Source organism: Janthinobacterium sp. 75, assembly GCF_004365495.1.
GTDB lineage: Bacteria > Pseudomonadota > Gammaproteobacteria > Burkholderiales > Burkholderiaceae_D > Janthinobacterium.
In genome coordinates, this window is sequence record NZ_SORD01000001.1 from 1830618 (window position 1) to 1847655 (window position 17038).

Annotated in this window: 15 protein-coding genes and 2 tRNA genes; 5 read left to right on the forward strand and 12 right to left on the reverse strand. The window is 64.0% G+C overall.

Annotation, left to right across the window (positions count from 1 at the left end; all coding sequences use genetic code 11):
• Positions 1-114: 114 nt before the first annotated feature.
• The 8 genes from C8C89_RS08360 to C8C89_RS08395 all read right to left on the reverse strand — a co-directional run bounded on the left by C8C89_RS08360 (position 115) and on the right by C8C89_RS08395 (position 8933).
• The gene (locus C8C89_RS08360; protein WP_133989331.1) at positions 115-2586 is read right to left on the reverse strand and encodes a TonB-dependent receptor; all 2472 of its coding nucleotides are present in this window, start codon (positions 2584-2586) and stop codon (positions 115-117) included.
• A gap of 83 nt (positions 2587-2669) precedes the next feature.
• Positions 2670-3674: a FecR domain-containing protein gene (locus C8C89_RS08365; RefSeq protein WP_133989332.1), complete on the reverse strand. Its 1005-nt coding sequence runs from the start codon at positions 3672-3674 to the stop codon at positions 2670-2672.
• Positions 3671-4198, reverse strand: coding sequence for a sigma-70 family RNA polymerase sigma factor (locus C8C89_RS08370; RefSeq protein ID WP_133989333.1), 528 nt, complete (start codon positions 4196-4198; stop codon positions 3671-3673). Before C8C89_RS08370 ends, C8C89_RS08365 begins: the two co-directional genes overlap by 4 nt.
• Positions 4199-4381: 183 nt before the next feature.
• Positions 4382-4458: transfer RNA gene (locus C8C89_RS08375), tRNA-Met, on the reverse strand.
• 59 nt (positions 4459-4517) lie between these two features.
• Positions 4518-4594: transfer RNA gene (locus tag C8C89_RS08380), tRNA-Met, on the reverse strand.
• Between the two features lie 377 nt (positions 4595-4971).
• Positions 4972-5919, reverse strand: a complete 948-nt coding sequence (gene miaA / locus C8C89_RS08385) for a tRNA (adenosine(37)-N6)-dimethylallyltransferase MiaA (protein ID WP_133989334.1) — start codon at positions 5917-5919, stop codon at positions 4972-4974.
• Between the two features lie 98 nt (positions 5920-6017).
• Positions 6018-7925, reverse strand: a complete 1908-nt coding sequence (mutL, locus tag C8C89_RS08390) for a DNA mismatch repair endonuclease MutL (RefSeq protein WP_133989335.1) — start codon at positions 7923-7925, stop codon at positions 6018-6020.
• 69 nt (positions 7926-7994) lie between these two features.
• The gene (locus tag C8C89_RS08395) at positions 7995-8933 is read right to left on the reverse strand and encodes a peptidylprolyl isomerase (protein ID WP_101482711.1); all 939 of its coding nucleotides are present in this window, start codon (positions 8931-8933) and stop codon (positions 7995-7997) included.
• Between the two features lie 269 nt (positions 8934-9202).
• On the opposite strand from C8C89_RS08395, the gene C8C89_RS08400 reads away from it, so the two are divergent.
• Positions 9203-9853 carry a VTT domain-containing protein gene (locus C8C89_RS08400; protein ID WP_071075583.1) on the forward strand — a complete coding sequence of 217 codons (651 nt, stop codon included), beginning with the start codon at positions 9203-9205 and terminating at the stop codon, positions 9851-9853.
• Between the two features lie 157 nt (positions 9854-10010).
• Complete coding sequence (locus C8C89_RS08405; protein WP_166674691.1) at positions 10011-11042, forward strand: carbonic anhydrase family protein; 1032 nt, start codon at positions 10011-10013, stop codon at positions 11040-11042.
• Here C8C89_RS08405 and C8C89_RS08410 read toward each other — a convergent pair.
• From C8C89_RS08410 to tsaE, 3 genes are read right to left on the reverse strand one after another with little or no spacing between them, the layout of a single operon-like run.
• Positions 11039-11875: a D-hexose-6-phosphate mutarotase gene (locus tag C8C89_RS08410; protein WP_243857939.1), complete on the reverse strand. Its 837-nt coding sequence runs from the start codon at positions 11873-11875 to the stop codon at positions 11039-11041. The genes C8C89_RS08405 and C8C89_RS08410 overlap by 4 nt on opposite strands.
• Before the next feature lie 13 nt (positions 11876-11888).
• Positions 11889-13289 carry an N-acetylmuramoyl-L-alanine amidase gene (locus C8C89_RS08415; RefSeq protein WP_101482709.1) on the reverse strand — a complete coding sequence of 467 codons (1401 nt, stop codon included), beginning with the start codon at positions 13287-13289 and terminating at the stop codon, positions 11889-11891.
• Entirely contained in the window at positions 13253-13741 is a 489-nt protein-coding gene (gene tsaE, locus C8C89_RS08420; protein WP_133989337.1) for a tRNA (adenosine(37)-N6)-threonylcarbamoyltransferase complex ATPase subunit type 1 TsaE, read from the reverse strand. The genes C8C89_RS08415 and tsaE overlap by 37 nt, the downstream gene beginning before the upstream one ends.
• A gap of 78 nt (positions 13742-13819) precedes the next feature.
• Here tsaE and queG point away from each other — a divergent pair, with 78 nt between their 5' ends.
• A complete protein-coding gene (queG, locus tag C8C89_RS08425) occupies positions 13820-14911 on the forward strand; it encodes a tRNA epoxyqueuosine(34) reductase QueG (RefSeq protein WP_133989339.1) in 1092 nt (363 codons plus the stop codon).
• 19 nt (positions 14912-14930) lie between these two features.
• On the opposite strand, the gene C8C89_RS08430 is transcribed toward queG, so the two are convergent.
• Positions 14931-15308 (reverse strand): DUF3052 family protein, encoded by a 378-nt coding sequence (locus C8C89_RS08430; RefSeq protein WP_133989341.1) that lies wholly within the window; start codon positions 15306-15308, stop codon positions 14931-14933.
• 230 nt (positions 15309-15538) lie between these two features.
• On the opposite strand from C8C89_RS08430, the gene C8C89_RS08435 reads away from it, so the two are divergent.
• Entirely contained in the window at positions 15539-16090 is a 552-nt protein-coding gene (locus C8C89_RS08435; RefSeq protein ID WP_133989343.1) for a PadR family transcriptional regulator, read from the forward strand.
• 22 nt (positions 16091-16112) lie between these two features.
• Positions 16113-16940, forward strand: coding sequence for a siderophore-interacting protein (locus C8C89_RS08440; RefSeq protein WP_133989345.1), 828 nt, complete (start codon positions 16113-16115; stop codon positions 16938-16940).
• Positions 16941-17038 lie beyond the last annotated feature (98 nt).

A 17038-nucleotide genomic window follows, 5' to 3' on the forward strand; every position in this document is an offset into this window, starting at 1 on the left:
GTTTTTTGTGAATGTTTTCTTGAATGCAAGCCTAGCACTGAACGAAAAAAAACGAAAAAAAGGCGGGCACGGCTGAATGCCGGCCCGCCTGTTCCGTCACCGCAAGGTGTCAGCCTACCACTTCGGTGTGTACTTCAGCGTGAACTGCACGTTGCGCGGGTCGCCATAGTAGTTATTCGACCCGGTGGTGTTGTAGGCCGGTATGATATAGCGCTTGTCGAAGGCGTTGTTGACGTTGACCGACAGGGCCATTTGCGGCGTGGCTTGCCAGGCCAGGCGTGCATTCCAGATCGAGAAGCCGGCAACCTTGAACTTGTACCCGGTATCGACCGTATGGCTTTGCAGGTTGGCGCCAGCGCCCACGCTGAACTTGTCCCAGGCGCCGGGCAGGGTATAGCTGGACCAAACACGCAGCATGTGTTTCGGCGTCCAGGTGGAAAAGACCTTGCCCTGATTGTCCGGGTCGTTCAGATAGGTCGTCGTCGTATAGGCGTAGCCGGCCGACAGCTGCAAGCCGCGCGCCACTTCGCCCGACACTTCCGCTTCCAGGCCCTGGCTGCGCACCTTGCCCGAGGCACGCGAGCAGTACCCGTCGGGGCACACCATGCCCCCATCATAGTCGGTGACGGCACGGTTCTTGTGGTCGTAGCGGAACACGGCCAGCGAGGTGTTGACCTTGCCATCCATCAGCTCACCCTTGATGCCCGCCTCGTAGTTGCTGCCCGTGATGGGCTTGAGAACCTTGTCTTGCGCATCGCGGATACTTTGCGGCGTGAAGATGTCGGCATAGCTGGCGTAGGCCGACCATTGCGGATCGAGCGCGTAGATCAGTGCCGCCGACGGCGTGAACTTGGCGGTGGCGTTGAGTTGTTCTTCGGGACCTTCGGGCGTCGCATACAGGAAGTCGTACCAGCTGAAGCGTCCACCCAGCACGGTTTTCAGCTTGCCGGTCAACTGGCCGTTCCAGCTGCCATACAGACCTTTCTGGCGTACTTCGTAAGTGCTGACGGGACGCACGCCGCGCGCGGCGATGCTGTCGATATCTTGCCATGGGCGGTTGTGTCTGATGTTGAAGACGTCCGCACCGGATTCCCAGGCGCGGGCATAGACGTCGTCCGACGCCAGCGTGACATAGCTGGCGCCCACGAGGACTTCCTGCGCCACGCCCAGGCTGTCGAATTTTCCGCGTACGAAAGCATCGATGCCGCGCTTGCGGTTGTCGAAATCCATGCCAAAGTCGCCATAGCGCGCGCCGCTGCCGTCGGGATTGATGGGCATGGCCACACGCTGGTGCACGGAACTGGTGTTTTCCTTCATGTTCACGGCCGATGCCTTCAGGCTCCACTGGCTGTTGAAGTGGTGTTCCAGGTCGAGGTAAACGTTGGTTTGCCTGGCCTCGCTGCGGTTCCAGTCGGCACCCGTGAAGGTGGAGCGGGGCAGGTTCAGCGCGCTGCCGTCCGCATAGCGGGGCAGGCCGATGAAGGTGGGGCGGCCGTGGTCATTGACGTTGCTGATGGCCAGGCCCAGGGTGGTGGCCGGTCCCAGGTCATAGTCGAGTGCCGCATACAGGGTGCGGTTCTTGCTCCACACCTGGTCGACGAAGGAATGGGTATCGTCTTCATCGACAATAACGCGCCCGCGCAGGCTGGCGTCCGCGTTCAAGGGGCTGCTGACGTCGAGCTGGGCGCCATAATGGTCCCACGAGCCGGCGCGCGCCGTCATGCTGACACTGCGCGCGGCGGTCGGACGCTTGCGTACCAGGCTGACGGAACCACCGGGGCTGCCCGTGCCGACCAGCATGCCGGAGGCGCCGCGCAGCACTTCCAGGCGGTCGTAGATGACCATGTTTTCCTGACCCCAGTTACCCAGCGCATAGGTGTTGCGGTCGATTGGCACGCCATCGTACTGCCATTGATCGATCTGGAAGCCGCGCGCCGTGATCACCACGCCCGGGCCCACGCCATGCACGCCCACCACGCCGGTGACGTTGTTGACGGCTACACGCAAGTCCGTGATGCCCTGGTCGTCCAGGCGCTGGCGCGTCAGCACGCTGACCGATTGCGGCATGTCCTTCATCGATTGCTCGCCCTTGCCGAGGGTGATTCTGCGCGCCGTGTAGGAGCCGCTGCCTTCCGTGGTGGCGCCTTGTTCGGCCTGGCCAACGATGGTAATCGAGGGCATGGTGCGCTCGGCCGCCGAGGCGGTACTTGCCGCCGCCGTGGGTGCGGACGCCGGCGCGGCCACCAGCACATAGCCGGTGGCCGTCTTGCCGATGGCGTAGCCGCTGCCGCGCAGCAGCACGGCGAAACCGTCCTCGATGGCGTAGCTGCCTTGCAGGCCTGCGCTGGTCAAACCCTGCACCTTGGCCGCGTCGATGACGATGGATACCCCTGACTGCTGGGCATAGCGGTTCAAGGCACCGGCCAGCGGACCGGCGGGGATGGCATAGCTGGCGACTGCCGGCACGGCCTGGGCGATTGCCTGGGCCTGCAGGCCGGCGCCAGCCAGCAGCATGGCAGCCAGGGCCAGGGGGTGCAGCCGCGTGCGCAGGGTGTTCGGGGAAACGGCAAGGACTTGAACGGACATGGTGACAGCCTTTTTTGAATGATCTCAGCTGCCTTGACGCACGAGAGGCGCAAATTGGAACCGCGAACGCACAATTTTCTGATTTATTTTTTGGCCGGACCGCTGGCGGGGGCGTCGACCATCACCAGGTAGCGCGTCAGCATGCGGATGCGCAGCTGCGGGAAATTGTCGATCAGCAGTTGCAGTGCCTTGTCCGTGTCGTCCAGAGGCAGCACGGCGGCCACGCGAATACCCGCTATCTGCGCCCCGTCGTAATGCAGCTGGCCGGGTCGGTGGCGGGCCAGCTCGTCGAGCACCTCGGCCAGCGGCAAGTCGTCGACCACCAGCTGGCGCGCGCGCCACGCCTCCTGCACGCTGGCCGCATCGATGGCTTGCATCGGGCCCACGCCATCTTCCGTGATGCGCGTGCGCTGGCCCGCCTGCACCACGACGGCCGGATGTTGCGGAACCTGCGCCAGGACTTTGGACTCCAGCATGCTCAGGATGGTGGCGCCGTCTTCCCTGCGCACGGCAAAGCGCGTGCCCAGCGCGCGGATCGCCGCCTGCTTGCTATCGACGATGAAGGGGCGCTGCGCATCCTTGGCCACATCGACGAGGATGTCGCCACGCACCAGCTCCACATGCCGTTCGCCCGCATTGAAACGCACGTTGACGGCGCTGTCGCTGCCCAGTGTGAGGCGGCTGCCATCGGCCAGGGTGTGCGTCTGCCATTGTCCCGTGGGGCTGCGCAGGTCGGCCAGCAGGTAGGCGGGGCGCTCGCTGATGACCAGCGCACCTGTCAGCACCAGCATGGCCACGGCGCTGGCCGCGGCCAGCTGGCGCAGACGCTGGCGGGGACGCTTTTGGGCGATGGCGGCCAGGGCGGCGCGCGCGGGCCTATGGTCGCCGCCGGCCGGCTCGCGCACGGCGTTCAATTGACGCAGCAGGTTTTCCATGCCGGCGGCCACTGTCGCGTGCAGCGGGTCGGCTGCCTTCCATGCGGCGAAGCCGGCCTGCGCCATGTCGCGCTCGGCCGGGTCGTCGGCGCTCAGGCGCACAATCCAGTGCGCGGCCTGCTCGGCTGCCACATCGGTGCGGGGGCTATTCATGCCGCCATGGCCGGGCAGGCGTGGCGGCACGCCAGCAAGGCTTGCACCAGGTATTTTTGCACCATGCGCGTGGAGACGTTCAGTTGCGCCGCGACGGCGGCCTGCGGCTGTTCTTCCAGGTAGTGCAGCAAAAAGGCGTCGCGTGCCTTGGTCGATAAGCCGCCCAGCGCCGTGGCGATCTGCTCGAGTGCCTGCACGGCCATCAGTATCTCGTCCGGCGAGGGTGCGCCGGGCAGGCTGTCGGCCAGCAGGGCCAGTTCCGCCAGGTAGCTGCGCTCGAGTATCTGGCGGCGCGCGCGGTCGAGCAGCAATCGCTTCGCCGTGGTAGACAAGTAGGCGCGCGGCTCGCGCATGCCGAAGAGGGCGTCGCGCGAGGCGATGATGCGCACGAACGTGTCTTGCGCCACGTCGGCTGCACCATGCGGGCAACTGAGTTTTCTGCGCAGCCAGCCGAGCAGCCAGCCGTGATGCTCGCTGTAGAGCGACTGCACTTGCTGTTGCAGGCTGGGCTGGGCGATGGACATAAGGTTGCGAAAGATTATGAATGAGAATTATTCTCATTGTAAGCGCCAGTGGCGGCTTGCCACAATCCCCAATGCTTGCGGATGAGGCGGGTGTTGCTTACAGGCCGCACGCGAGGCTGCCCAGCAATGAAAAAACCCGCCGCTGCGCGAGGCAGGAGCGGGTTTATCAAGACTGCAAATTCTTGGTGGTGATAGGTGGACTTGAACCACCGACCCCAGCATTATGAATGCTGTGCTCTAACCAACTGAGCTATATCACCAAACAGACCGGTCAGACCGGATGCTGGTTGTGACCATGCGAACCATGATCCTTGTTCTTTGGTGGTGATAGGTGGACTTGAACCACCGACCCCAGCATTATGAATGCTGTGCTCTAACCAACTGAGCTATATCACCCAACAGCCGAGCATTATCCAGTCTTCCCATTTCCTTGTCAATGCCGGCCATGAAAAATCTGTGGATTTTTCGTGGCGGCTTGCCGGCGTGATTATTTTTGTAACGGCGTCAGCAAGGGCTGGATTTGCGCCAGCATGGACGAGGCCGGGTCTAAGCCCAAGCAATCGATGACGATACGTTCCGGCATGGCGCGTAGCCTAAGTCGAGCCTAGCGCCTGGCCGGTGGTTGTGTGGCGACGCTTATTTTAGCAAAGGGACGATTTGTGCCAGCATGGCGCTGGCCGGGTCTAAGCCCAGGCAATCGATGACGATACGTTCCGGCATGGCGCGCAGCCTAAGTCGAGCCTAGCGCCTGGCCGGTGCTTGTGTGGCGACGCTTATTTTAGCAAAGGGACGATTTGTGCCAGCATGGCGCTGGCCGGGTCTAAGCCCAGGCAATCGATGACGATACGTTCCGGCATCGAGCGCAGCCAGGTTAGCTGGCGTTTGGCCAGCTGGCGCGTGGCGATGATGCCCGTCTCGCGCAAGGTGGCGCGGTCGATGCGGCCATCGAGGTACTCCCAGGCCTGGCGGTAGCCCACGCAGCGCATCGAGGGCAAGCCGGGATGCAGGTCGCCGCGCCGGCGCAGCTGCTCCACTTCATCGAGCAAGGCATCGTTTTTCAGCATGACGTCGAAGCGCGTGGCGATGCGTGCGTGCAGCACGGCGCGGTCCGACGGTTCCAGCGCGAACGAGTGCAACTGGAACGGAAGCACGGTCTTTTCGCGCAGGGCCAGCAAGGCCGACATGGGCTGGCCGGACAGGGCGATAATTTCCAGCGCGCGGCCGATGCGCTGCGCGTCCTGCGGCGCCAGGCGCGCGGCAGTGATGGGGTCTTGCTGCGCCAGGCGCGCATGCATGGCGGGCCAGCCGATGGCGGCCGCGTCCTCTTCCAGCTGCGCGCGCAGAACAGGATCGGCACCGGGCAAGTCGTCGAGGCCATCGGCCAGACCCTTGAAGTACAGCATGGTGCCGCCGACCAGTAGCGGCAGCTTGCCGCGCGCCGTGATTTCGCTCACCAGGCGCAGGGTATCGTTGCGGAACTGCGCCACCGAATAGGCGTCCAGCGGGTCGATGATGTCGATCAAATGATGCGGTACCTGGGCCAGTTCCTCTTTCGACGGCTTGGCCGTGCCGATATCCATGCCCCGGTAGACGAGGGCGGAATCGACGGAAATGATCTCGGACGGGATGGCTTGCGCGATGGTCAGCGCACTGGCCGTCTTGCCGCTGGCCGTGGGGCCCATGATGGCGACGGCCAGGGGGAGGTGTGGGGTATTTTGCATGTTGACTCTTGTAAGGTGGTGCGTAGGTCGGCTTAGCGCAAGCGTAAGCCGACGTGATGCCGCCGCTGCAGTGTCGGATTACGCTGCGCTAATCCGACCTACTGGCCGCGCAGGAACAGTTTATCGAGCGCGTTAATTTCGACCTGCACCCACGTGGGCCTGCCATGGTTGCACTGATCGGCGCGTTCCGTGCTCTCCATCTGGCGCAGCAGGGCGTTCATTTCCTGCACCGACAAGATCCGGTTGGCGCGCACGGCCGTGTGGCAGGCCAGGGTACCAAGCAACTCGTTCTGGCGCTCGATCAGCACGCGCGAGCCGCCGTATTCGCGCACATCGCGCAGCACGTCGCGCGCCAGGGTTTGTGCGTCGGCGTTCTTCAGCAGGGTCGGTACGGAACGCACGGCGAGGGTGGTGGGCGACAGGGCGGCGATGTCGAAGCCCAGCGCCTTTAACGTCTCCTGGTTTTCATTTGCCGTCGACACTTCGATGGCATCCGCGTAAAACGTCACGGGGATCAGCAGCGATTGCACCTGCATATCCTGGCCCGAGACTTGCGCCTGCAGCGCGTTTTTCAGCTGTTCGTACAGAATGCGCTCATGCGCTGCGTGCATGTCGACCAGCACCAGTCCCTTGGTGTTTTGCGCCAGGATGTAGATGCCATGCAGCTGGGCCAGGGCAAAGCCCAGCGGGTATTCTTCGCGCGCCATCGCCTCGGGCGAGGCGATGTAGGGCTCGACCTGCGTGATCGGCGACGTTGCGGTGCCGCCGCCGAACAGGGCACCATAGGCCGCCGTATCCTGGGCGATGCCTGGCGCCTCGGCAAAGAAGGGACGGGCCGCACCGGGCGAGGCGGGCGCAAAGGTGTTCGTAAATTGCGCGCCGAACGAGGTTTGCGTCTGCTCGCGGCGCCAGATGCCGGGGCCACCGCTGGCGGCGCCAGCGTCGCCAGCACCCAGGCTGGAAGCGGCCGGCAAGGGAGCCGGCACGCTGCCGAAGGCCGTCGCCGAGGTCTGCGCCAGCGCACGCTGCACGGCGTGGAAGACAAACTGGTGTACGGAGCGGCTGTCGCGGAATCGCACTTCGATCTTCGACGGGTGCACGTTGACGTCGACCAGGGCCGGATCGAGGTCGAGCGCCAGCACGTACGATGGGAAGCGGTCGCCATGCAGCACGTCCTGGTAGGCCATGCGCACGGCGTGCACCAGCAGCTTGTCGCGCACGAAGCGGCCGTTGACATAAAAGAACTGGCCGTCGGCGCGCGCCTTGGACGCCGTCGGCAAGCCGGCAAAGCCGTGAATGCGCAGGGTGCCGGCCGACTCGTCCAGCGCCAGGCGCGCTTCGGCGAAGTCATTGCCGAGGATGTGGGCGCTGCGTTTGGCCAGTTCGCTGATATTCCACTGGTCGATGGTGCGCCCGTTGTGCGACAGCGAGAACGACACGTCCGGCCGCGCCAGGGCGATGCGACGCACCACTTCGGCGCAGTGGCCGTATTCCGTCTGTTCGGATTTGAGGAACTTGCGCCGCGCGGGCGTGTTGAAATACAGGTCTTGCACGTCGACCGTGGTGCCGTGCGCGCCGGACGACGGCGAGACGCTGCCATTGTGCGAGCCGACGATTTCCCACGCATGGGCAGCGTCCGCCGTGCGCGAGGTCAGGGTGACGGCGGCCACCGAGGCGATGGATGCCAGCGCCTCGCCGCGAAAGCCCAGCGTGCCCACGTTTTCCAGGTCGTGCAGGGAGGCGATTTTCGAAGTGGCGTGGCGCGCCAGGGCCAGCGGCAGCTGTTCCTTGTCGATGCCGCGGCCATTGTCCGTAATCGCGATGCGTTTCACGCCCCCTTCTTCCAGCCGTACCGTGATCTGCGTGGCACCCGAGTCCAGTGCGTTTTCCAGCAATTCCTTGACCACGGCCGATGGCCGCTCGACCACCTCGCCAGCGGCGATTTGCGAAATCAACTGGTCAGGCAGGGCCTGGATCGGGCGGTGGGGCGTGATGGGAGCGTTCATGCGGTAATTATACCGGGGTCAGACCCGTCGGGTCTGACCCCAGCCCTTGTTCTTGGGCTAAAAGTTGGCCTACTTCGCCACCTCCCGCACCGGTATCGGCGCGTTGCACAGGTCGACGTGGCCGGCCGTGACCTTGCTCCAGGGGCCGCCTCGGTGGCGCTGGGCTTCCAGCACGGCCTGGTAGGCGGCGCTGTCGGTGCGCATCACTTCCAGGTTTGCGCGCTGCTCTGGCGGTACGCTGGCGGCCAGGCGGATGGTCTTGATCGGCACGTTTTTCTCGGGGCTGTCATAAAAGCCCATGGGGCCAGCGCCCCGCGGCAGGGTCGACAGCAATGGCATGCCGGAGACCACCCGGCCGACGACAGTGATGTCGCGGTCCAGGTGGCGCGGCGACTGGCCGATGACGGCGTACAGTTCCGTGCCACCGCCGCTGTCGCTGGCGCTGTCGCGGCCCACGCCCACGGTGGCGTAGCAATGCGCGAGCCAGGCCGTGCCGGTTTTCGGATCGCGCGCGGACGGGAAGCCGTTCGAATGGCCCACCTGCGGCGCATAGCCGTCAAGGTCCGGCAAGCGCGTGAAGCTCTTGACGTTTTTCAAGGGCACGGTGAATTCGCCGGGCAGGGTGCGCTGGGCATGCAAAATGGGCTTGGGATTTTTCTCGTTCGGATCGCCCCACTGCGCCACCCAGTTGTCCTGCGCCCGCGTGATGGCCAGACCGTCGTAATACTGTTCGGCTACCAGGCCCTTGATATTGGCCACGTGCTTCGGCGCGAAGTCGGGCGCCAGCTCGATCACCACGCGACCGGCGGGAATGTCCATGTACAGGGTGTTGTCCGGGTCCAGCGGACGCCAGTCGGACGGTTTGGAGGCCTTGATCACGTCGGCGAGCGTCGCCTTGGCGGGCAGCTCGGCGGGCGCCTTGATCTGGACAGGTGCCGCGTGGGCGGACAGTTGGACAAGGCCCAGCACGGTGGCCATGGTCAGGCTGCTCAGTGGATGCAGATACATATTCTCTCCTGGTCGGCGCGGATTGCACCGGTCAGAAAGTGTATACCGGAATGGCAATATTTCGCTGAAAAAACATTGTACGGGCCGAACATGGCCTGCGGGAAGGAAGGCTGGCCTGCGCAAGTTGGCGAGGGTATTTCCTTAACCTTTACTTAAATTGCCACACGCGCAAGGGCAGCACATAATTAATCCTGAAATATCGGCCCGGGGACTGCCGTTGCGCTGGCCGGGTGGTGTATGATTCCGCCGCTACCTTTAGGGAAAAATATATGGATTTTGTGCAATTCCTCGACATGATCGTACATGTCGACAAGACGCTGGGTCTCTTGATCGAGCAGTACGGTACCCTCGTGTATGCAGTGCTGTTTGCCATTATTTTTTGTGAGACAGGCCTCGTGGTGCTGTTCTTCTTCCCTGGGGATACCTTATTGTTTATCGCCGGCGCGTTTTGCGCGACGGGACAGATGCACCTGGGCTTGCTGATTGCCTTGCTGGTGACGGCCGCCGTCACGGGGAACACGCTCAATTACTGGATAGGCGAGGCCATCGGGCAAAGGGTGTTTACCCACGATTACCGCTGGATCAACAAGGATGCCATGCGCCGCACGCATGAATTCTTTGAAAAGCATGGCGGCAAGACCATCATCCTGGCCCGTTTCGTGCCGGTGGTACGCACCTTCGCCCCTTTCGTCGCCGGCATTTCCGACATGACGCATGCGCGCTTCCAGATGTACAACGTGACGGGCGCCCTGTTGTGGGTGGTCGGCCTGGTAACGGCGGGTTACTTCTTCGGCAATATCCCGTGGATACGCGACCATCTGACCTTGATCGTGCTGATCGGTGTTGGCGCCGCCGTCGTGCCAGTGGTACTGGGTGGCATGTGGAAACTCTACAAGCGCATGGTCGGCAAGTCGGCCTAAGGCCGCATGGATCCGGGGCAAGCGCGTTGCGGCACAGCCCGCAGCAGGCCCCGGATCCCGTTTTTCTCTTCGTTGTTTTTGTTTTACTCCCACGCTGATTCAAGTTTTGCTGCTTTCCAGCCGTAAACCAGAGGGTATTCTCACTTTCTGGATTTCCATGCGACATTTGAGCGCCCTGTTAGCTTGCAGCCTTGCCGCCATGGCGTCCATGGCAAGCGCCAAAGATGCCCCCGCGCCGGCGACCGCCGCCGCATCCGCGCCCATGTCGGCATCGGCGCGCGCGGCTGCCATGAAAACCCTGACCGAATCGGTGAAGGGCAAGGAGGCCAAATCGCCTGTCGTCGTCGCGCCCACCGTGCGCGAGAAGGAGGAAGCGGCCGAAGTCGACCTGTCCGAGCGCATCGCGGCGCGCCTGGCGGAAATGCGCGCCACCCAGGCGGCCCGCGCCGCCGCCCGCGCCAGGCGCGCCGCCGTGGTGAAGGCCGCGCCGCCACCACCGCCACCCGTGCCGCGCGGCACGCACTGGTCGTACGAGGGCGACAGCGGCCCGGCCAACTGGAGCAAGATCAATGTCGACTGGGCCAAGTGTGGCAATGGCAACCGCCAGTCGCCGATCGATATTCGCGATGGCATGAAAGTGGAACTCGAACGTATCAGCTTTGACTACCACCCGTCGTCGTTCAATGTGGTCGACAATGGCCACACGGTGCAGGTGGGCGTGAGCGGCGGCAATTACATCACGGTGCAGAACCGCATGTTCGAGCTGCAGCAGTTCCATTTCCATCGCCCTTCCGAAGAGCGCATCAATGGCAAGGCGTTTGAAATGGTGGTGCACCTGGTGCACCGCGACGCCGAAGGCCGGCAAGCTGTGCTGGCCCTGCTGCTGGAACGCGGCGCTGCGCAAGCGACCATCCAGACGGTGTGGAACAACCTGCCGCTGGAAAAGTTCGAGACCATGCAGCCGACCATCCTGCTCGACCCGGCCGAGATGCTGCCGACGCGGCGCGATTACTACACCTACATGGGATCGATGACGGAGCCGCCTTGCAGCGAAGGCGTGCTGTGGCTGGTGATGAAGCAGCCGGTACAGGCCTCGCCGGCGCAAATGGCGCTGTTCAGCCGCTTGTATCCCTTGAATGCGCGGCCCATCCAAGCGGGCAATGGCCGCATCATCAAGGAATCGAATTAAATAAATGCGAGGCGCTGGCGGCCGGTCCACTCGGCGCCGGCAGCCAGCGTATCGGGCTGGATCAGTGCCGGCTCGATGCAGATGAAGCGCGGGTATTCGTCGTCGGCCAGGTCGGGCAGGGCGGCTGCGTCTTGCGCGCCGGGGTTCCACACGACGGCATCCGTGAAGCCCTGCTGCTCCAGGCGCAGCGTGTGGCTGCCAGACTGCAGGGTCAAGGCGCCCGGCAGCTGGTAGTAGATGCGGTCCAGCTTGTCGGCGAATTGCAGCCACTCTTCCGCCTGCAAGGCATCTTGCGGCGTCTCGTCCGAATAGCGCACGCGCTGCAAGCCGCCAACGCGCGCCTCGCTCAATTGATCAATCGCAAAATAGCTGTGCAGGGCGGCCGAGAACGGGAACGCCTGCTCGCCCGTGTTGTGCACGGACAGATTCAGTTCCAGCGATTGGCCTTGTACCGCCACGCGCAGGCGCAGGGTGAAGGCGCAGGGCCAGGTGGCGCCGATTGCGTCCGGCAGGTCCGTGTGCTGCAAGATAAATTCCGCATGGGCGGCGCCATCGGTTTCGCCGCTGGACGCGAGCTGCCAGGTCGCCACGCGGGCAAAGCCGTGGCGCATGCCCGTGCCGCGCGCGCCGAACTGGGGAAAGATCACGGGTACGCCGCCACGGATGGCGCGGCTGCCATCAAGGCTGGATGCGCGGCTGCAGAACAGGCGCTCCTGGCGATCGCTGGTCTGCCACGAGACCAGGTGGCCGCCATACAGGGTGACGGTGGCCTGCGCGCCATCGGCGGCGCGGATGGTCACGGCCGGCAACTGGCCAAAAGTACTCTTGCTCATGCGGGTGTCCATGTCAGGTCAAACGGCTTTTCGCCAGCGGCGGATTCTTGGCAAAGTAATTCTTGATGCCCGTGACGATGGCGTCGGCCATCTGGTCCTGGTAGCCATTGTCGGTCAGCTTGGCTTCTTCTTCCGGATTCGAGATGAAAGCCGTCTCGATCAGGATGGAGGGGATGTCGGGTGCCTTCAGCACGGCGAAGCCGGCCTGTTCGACGGAGCCCTTGTGCAGGCGGTTGATGCCGCCGATTTCGCGCAGCACGGCCTTGCCCAGCTTCATGCTGTCATTGATCTGCGCCGTCGTCGACAGGTCGAGCAGCACGCTGGCCAGCTGCTTGTCGTGGTTCTTCACGTTCACGCCGCCGATCAGATCGGCCTGGTTTTCCTTGTTGGCCAGCCAGCGCGCGGCAGTCGAGGTGGCGCCCTTTTCGGACAGTACGAAGACGGACGAGCCGCGCGCCGTCGGCTGGATGAACGCATCGGCGTGGATCGAGACGAACAGGTCGGCCTGTACCTTGCGTGCCTTTTCCACGCGCATGCCCAGCGGGACAAAGAAATCGGCGTCGCGCGTGAGCATGACGCGCATGTTCGGCTGCAGCTCCAGCTTGGTTTTCAGGCGCTTGGCAATGGCCAGCACCACGTCTTTTTCGCGGCTGCCCCTGCTACCCATGGCGCCCGGGTCTTCTCCACCATGGCCTGGGTCGAGCGCGATGGTAATCATGCGCACCACTTTCTGGCCGGGCAATGGGCGTGCCTCGGGGCGCTGTTCGGGGCGAATATCGGCTACGGGAGGCACGATGGGCGCGACCGGTGGCACCACTGCGGCCACGGGCGGCTTGCCGCTGTCGGGCAGGGGCAGCGCGGGGGGCGGCGTATGCGTGCCGGCCATTGGCGGTTTGGCAGGGTCGCTCGACCAGTCGCCCTTTTCGATCATCTGGGCGATCAGGTCCGGCTCGCGCACGGGATACAGGTCGAAGATCAGGCGGTGATTGTAGGAGCCGGCCGGCGGCAGGGTAAACAGCTGCGGCGTGACTTCTTCCTTCAGGTCGAACACCAGGCGCACGACGTTGGGCCGGTTCTGGCCCACGCGCACCTGCTTGATGTACGGATCGTTCGACTGAATCTTCGCCACCAGGCCTTTCAAGGTGGGATTGAGTTCCAGTCCTTCGATGTCGACCACCAGCCGTTCCGGGTCCTTGACGATGAAGTGGGTCGCCTTCAGGATGCTGTCGTTTTCCAGGGTGACGCGCGTGTAGTCCTCGGCCGGCCAGACGCGTACGGCGAGAATTTGCGCCGCCATCGCCGACATGGGCGCGAACACGGACAACAGCAGGGTGCCGCCGGCCTTGAGTACCGTGCGCCGGGTGATGGGCGAGGAGATCAAAGGTTCGGGGCGAATTTGAGACGGTGAAGGCATGACAGACCCAATTCAGAAGACGCTTGCAATTCTACATCACGTCCTGTACCCGCAACGCTCAAATAAACATTCAGGTCAGCCGGCGGCAACACCGGTTCGGCTTTCTCCGGCCATTCGACGATGCAGATGTTGCGGCCGTCGAAGTCTTCGCGAAATCCCGCGTCGAGAAATTCCTCGGCACTGCCCATGCGGTACAGGTCGAAGTGGATGACGTTAATGGGCTGGCCATCGAGCTGCACCGTGTAGGGTTCGGACAGCGTATAGGTGGGGCTTTTGACGTGGCCCGCATGGCCGGCAGCGTGCAGCAGGGCGCGCGTGAGCGCCGTCTTGCCGGCACCCAGGTCGCCGTGCAGGTAGATCGCCAGTCCGGGCGCCAGCGCGCGCGCCAGCGCGGCGCCCAGCGCGGCGGTGCCGGCTTCGTCGTGGAGGTGGGCTTTGAAGTGTTCGGTCATTATCTTCGGTATCGCATAAAATGGAGGCTGCTGTCATTGTAACCGCCCGCGCGCCTGCCGTTTTCCGTAAAGTCCCCTATGTCCGCCACCGTCACCGATCTCGCCGTCCTGGCGCGCACCATTAAAGAGTGGGGGCGCGAGCTGGGTTTTGCCGAGGTGCGCATCGCCGACGTGGATCTGTCGCACATGGAAGCGCCCTTGCAGGCCTGGATCGATGCAGGGTACCACGGCGAAATGGACTACATGGCCAGCCACGGCATGAAGCGTGCGCGCCCTGCAGAACTGGTGCCGGGCACGGTGCGCGCCATCAGCGCGCGCATGAATTATCTGCCGCCGGCGCTGGGGCCCGACTGGCGTGAGCACGAGGCGGCGCGCGACGCCGATCCTGCGGCAGCCGTGATTTCCGTGTATGCGCGGGGCCGCGACTATCACAAGGTCATGCGTTCGCGCCTGCAGCAGCTGGCCGAGCGCATCAAGGGCGAGATCGGCGACTTCGGTTACCGCGTCTTCAGCGATTCGGCGCCCGTGATGGAAGTCGAACTGGCGCAAAAGGGAGGCTTGGGCTGGCGCGGCAAGCACACCTTGCTGATCAACCGCCAGGGCGGTTCCTTCTTTTTCCTTGGCGAGATCCTCGTCGACGTGCCGCTGCCCGTGGACCCGCCTGAAACGCCGCGTTGCGGCCAGTGCTCGGCGTGCATCACGGTGTGCCCGACGCAAGCCATCCTGGGGCCGTACCAGCTCGACGCGCGCCGCTGCATTTCCTACCTGACGATCGAGTTGAAGGGCGCCATTCCCGTCGAGATGCGGCCTTTGATCGGCAACAAGGTGTACGGCTGCGACGATTGCCAGACCGTCTGCCCGTGGAACAAGTTCGCCCAGCGCGCCGTGGTGCCCGATTTCGACGAGCGCCACAGCCTGGGCAGCGCGGGCATGGTGGAACTGTTCGCCTGGACGGAAGAGGAATTCAACCGGCGCATGGAAGGCAGCGCGATTCGCCGCATTGGCCACGAACGCTGGCTGCGCAACCTGGCCGTCGGCATGGGCAACGCGGCCGCCAAGGCCCGGGGCCAGGCCGATATCGTCGCGGCCCTGCTGTCGCGCCGCGAGCACCCGTCGGCCATCGTGCGCGAGCACGTCGAATGGGCGCTGGCGCTGCACGGCATCGCTTGACCCGCGTTTATAACTGCGCTTAAACCTGTTTCAGGCGCAGCGCCGACCACTCACTATCGATGGCGACCATCGCCACGCTGTCGAGTCCCACCGTTTGCGCAAAAGCGCGCAGATCGTCGCGGTGGATGTCGCTGCCTGCCTTCACGCCGCCCTTGCGGTATGCTACCCACAGCGCGCCGCCGGGCGCCAGGCGCGCCTGCGCCACCGGCAGATGCTGCTCCAGTTCCGCGCGGCTGCGCGCGAACAGCAATAGCCAGTCGGCCCGCTCTCCTTCATTCACCCGTCGCTCCGCCGGCAGCTGCGCCAGCAAGGCCGCATGCTCGCCACCGTCATTGAGCACGTCCAGGGTCTTGGCATTTTTCACAAACATTTTTTCAGCGATGGTTTTGTCGGGCATGGCATGGGCATGTGGATTGGGAGAAGACGAGCATAACAAATTCCTCCTTGACTTATCGATATATCGTTATAAAATAGAGATACCTACTAACGATATATCTTTAAAGAGAAAACATGAGAAACTCACACCACGCAGAACAGGGCCACGGCGGCCATCACCATCATCACGCCCATGGCGGCCAGCATCACCATTCCGGCGAACATCGCCACGAACATCGCCATGAGCACTTCATGCACGGTCGCGGCCCGCGCGGCTTCGACGAGCGCGGCGACGGCATGGGGCATGGCGGCCCCGGTGGCCGGGGCGGACGCGGCGAACGGGCCGAGCGCGTTTTCGGCCGCGGCGACCTGCCGCTGATCGTACTGGCGCTGATCGAAATCAGTCCCCGCCACGGCTATGAAATCATCAAGGCCATCGAAGAGCGTTGCGGCGGCGCCTACGCCCCAAGCCCCGGCGCCGTGTATCCGACCTTGACCCTGCTGGAAGAGCAGGACTATGTCACGTCGGGCGAAAGCGCCAGCGGCAAGAAGCTCTACACGATCACGGAGCTGGGACGCGCCTATCTCGACGAGAACCGCGCCCAGGTGGATGGCATCCTGGCCCGCCTCGACATGTTTGCCCGCGTCCAGGCGAAAAACGCCTTGCCCGAGCGCGTGCACCAGGCCATGCACACCCTCAAGCATGCGCTGTTGCTGAACAAGTCCAACTGGAGCGAAGCGGAAGCCGAGCGCGTTTCCGCCGTGCTGGAACAGGCGGCGAACGCCATCGTCGACGGCCACTGAGCCTACTTTACAAGGATAAGTAATGACTACCGCATCACCTGCAACACCACGCCCGCATGCCATCGAGCGCGTGCGCCACGACTTGAAACTGCGCGTATTGACCGTCGTGCGCACCGAGCAGCTGACGCCGCACATGCGCCGCATCACCCTGGCCGGCGGCGACCTGGAAGGATTTGTCTCGCCCGCGCACGATGATCACGTGAAACTGTTCTTCCCCGCTCCGGGCGAGGCTACCCCCGTGCTTCCCGTGCTGGGCAACGGCGTTAACCCGATCCAGTACGCGCAAGGCGCGCGTCCCATCGCCCGCAACTACACGCCGCGCCGCTACGACGCCGAACGGCGTGAGCTGGAAATCGACTTCGTGCTGCATGGCGACGGGCCTGCATCGCTGTGGGCGGCGCAAGCCGCGCCCGGCCAGACCCTGGGCGTGGGCGGCCCGCGCGGCTCGATGCTGGTACCGTTCGACTTCGACTGGTATGTGCTGGTGGGAGACCAGACGGCCCTGCCGGCCATCGCCCGCCGCCTGGATCAGCTGCCGGCCACGGCGCGGGCGATTGCCGTGATCGAAATCGTCGAAGACGGCGAACAGATCGCGCTCGATTGCGCGGCGCAGCTGGACGTGCGCTGGGTGGCGCGCAATGGCCGCAAGGGGCCGCTGCTACTGCAAGCGTTGGCGCAAGTCGCCTTGCCGCAGGATGGCGACGGTTATGTGTGGGTGGCGTGCGAGCATGCGCAGGTGCAGGGCTTGCGCGGGCATTTCATCGACGCCGGCGTGCCGAAGCAGCATCTGCATGTGGCCAGCTACTGGAAGCATGGGGTGGAAGAGCACCATGAGCATCATGATGAGTGATGGTGGTGGTGGTGGTGGTGGTGATGGTGGTGGTGTCGGCTTACGCGCGTTGCGCTAACCCGACCTACCCGACCTACATTGCAATGTAGGTTGGATTA

Excerpts from the sequence above, each read along its gene's own strand:
- mutL (WP_133989335.1), bottom strand. The coding sequence starts at position 7,925 with ATGAACGCTCCCATCACGCCCCACCGCCCGATCCAGGCCCTGCCTGAC.
- C8C89_RS08430 (WP_133989341.1), bottom strand. The coding sequence starts at position 15,308 with ATGCCCGACAAAACCATCGCTGAAAAAATGTTTGTGAAAAATGCCAAG.
- miaA (WP_133989334.1), bottom strand. The coding sequence starts at position 5,919 with ATGCAAAATACCCCACACCTCCCCCTGGCCGTCGCCATCATGGGCCCC.
- C8C89_RS08400 (WP_071075583.1), top strand. The coding sequence starts at position 9,203 with ATGGATTTTGTGCAATTCCTCGACATGATCGTACATGTCGACAAGACG.
- C8C89_RS08365 (WP_133989332.1), bottom strand. The coding sequence starts at position 3,674 with ATGAATAGCCCCCGCACCGATGTGGCAGCCGAGCAGGCCGCGCACTGG.
- C8C89_RS08410 (WP_243857939.1), bottom strand. The coding sequence starts at position 11,875 with ATGAGCAAGAGTACTTTTGGCCAGTTGCCGGCCGTGACCATCCGCGCC.
- C8C89_RS08360 (WP_133989331.1), bottom strand. The coding sequence starts at position 2,586 with ATGTCCGTTCAAGTCCTTGCCGTTTCCCCGAACACCCTGCGCACGCGG.
- C8C89_RS08395 (WP_101482711.1), bottom strand. The coding sequence starts at position 8,933 with ATGTATCTGCATCCACTGAGCAGCCTGACCATGGCCACCGTGCTGGGC.
- C8C89_RS08405 (WP_166674691.1), top strand. The coding sequence starts at position 10,011 with ATGCGACATTTGAGCGCCCTGTTAGCTTGCAGCCTTGCCGCCATGGCG.
- C8C89_RS08415 (WP_101482709.1), bottom strand. The coding sequence starts at position 13,289 with ATGCCTTCACCGTCTCAAATTCGCCCCGAACCTTTGATCTCCTCGCCC.
- C8C89_RS08435 (WP_133989343.1), top strand. The coding sequence starts at position 15,539 with ATGCACGGTCGCGGCCCGCGCGGCTTCGACGAGCGCGGCGACGGCATG.
- queG (WP_133989339.1), top strand. The coding sequence starts at position 13,820 with ATGTCCGCCACCGTCACCGATCTCGCCGTCCTGGCGCGCACCATTAAA.
- tsaE (WP_133989337.1), bottom strand. The coding sequence starts at position 13,741 with ATGACCGAACACTTCAAAGCCCACCTCCACGACGAAGCCGGCACCGCC.
- C8C89_RS08440 (WP_133989345.1), top strand. The coding sequence starts at position 16,113 with ATGACTACCGCATCACCTGCAACACCACGCCCGCATGCCATCGAGCGC.
- C8C89_RS08370 (WP_133989333.1), bottom strand. The coding sequence starts at position 4,198 with ATGTCCATCGCCCAGCCCAGCCTGCAACAGCAAGTGCAGTCGCTCTAC.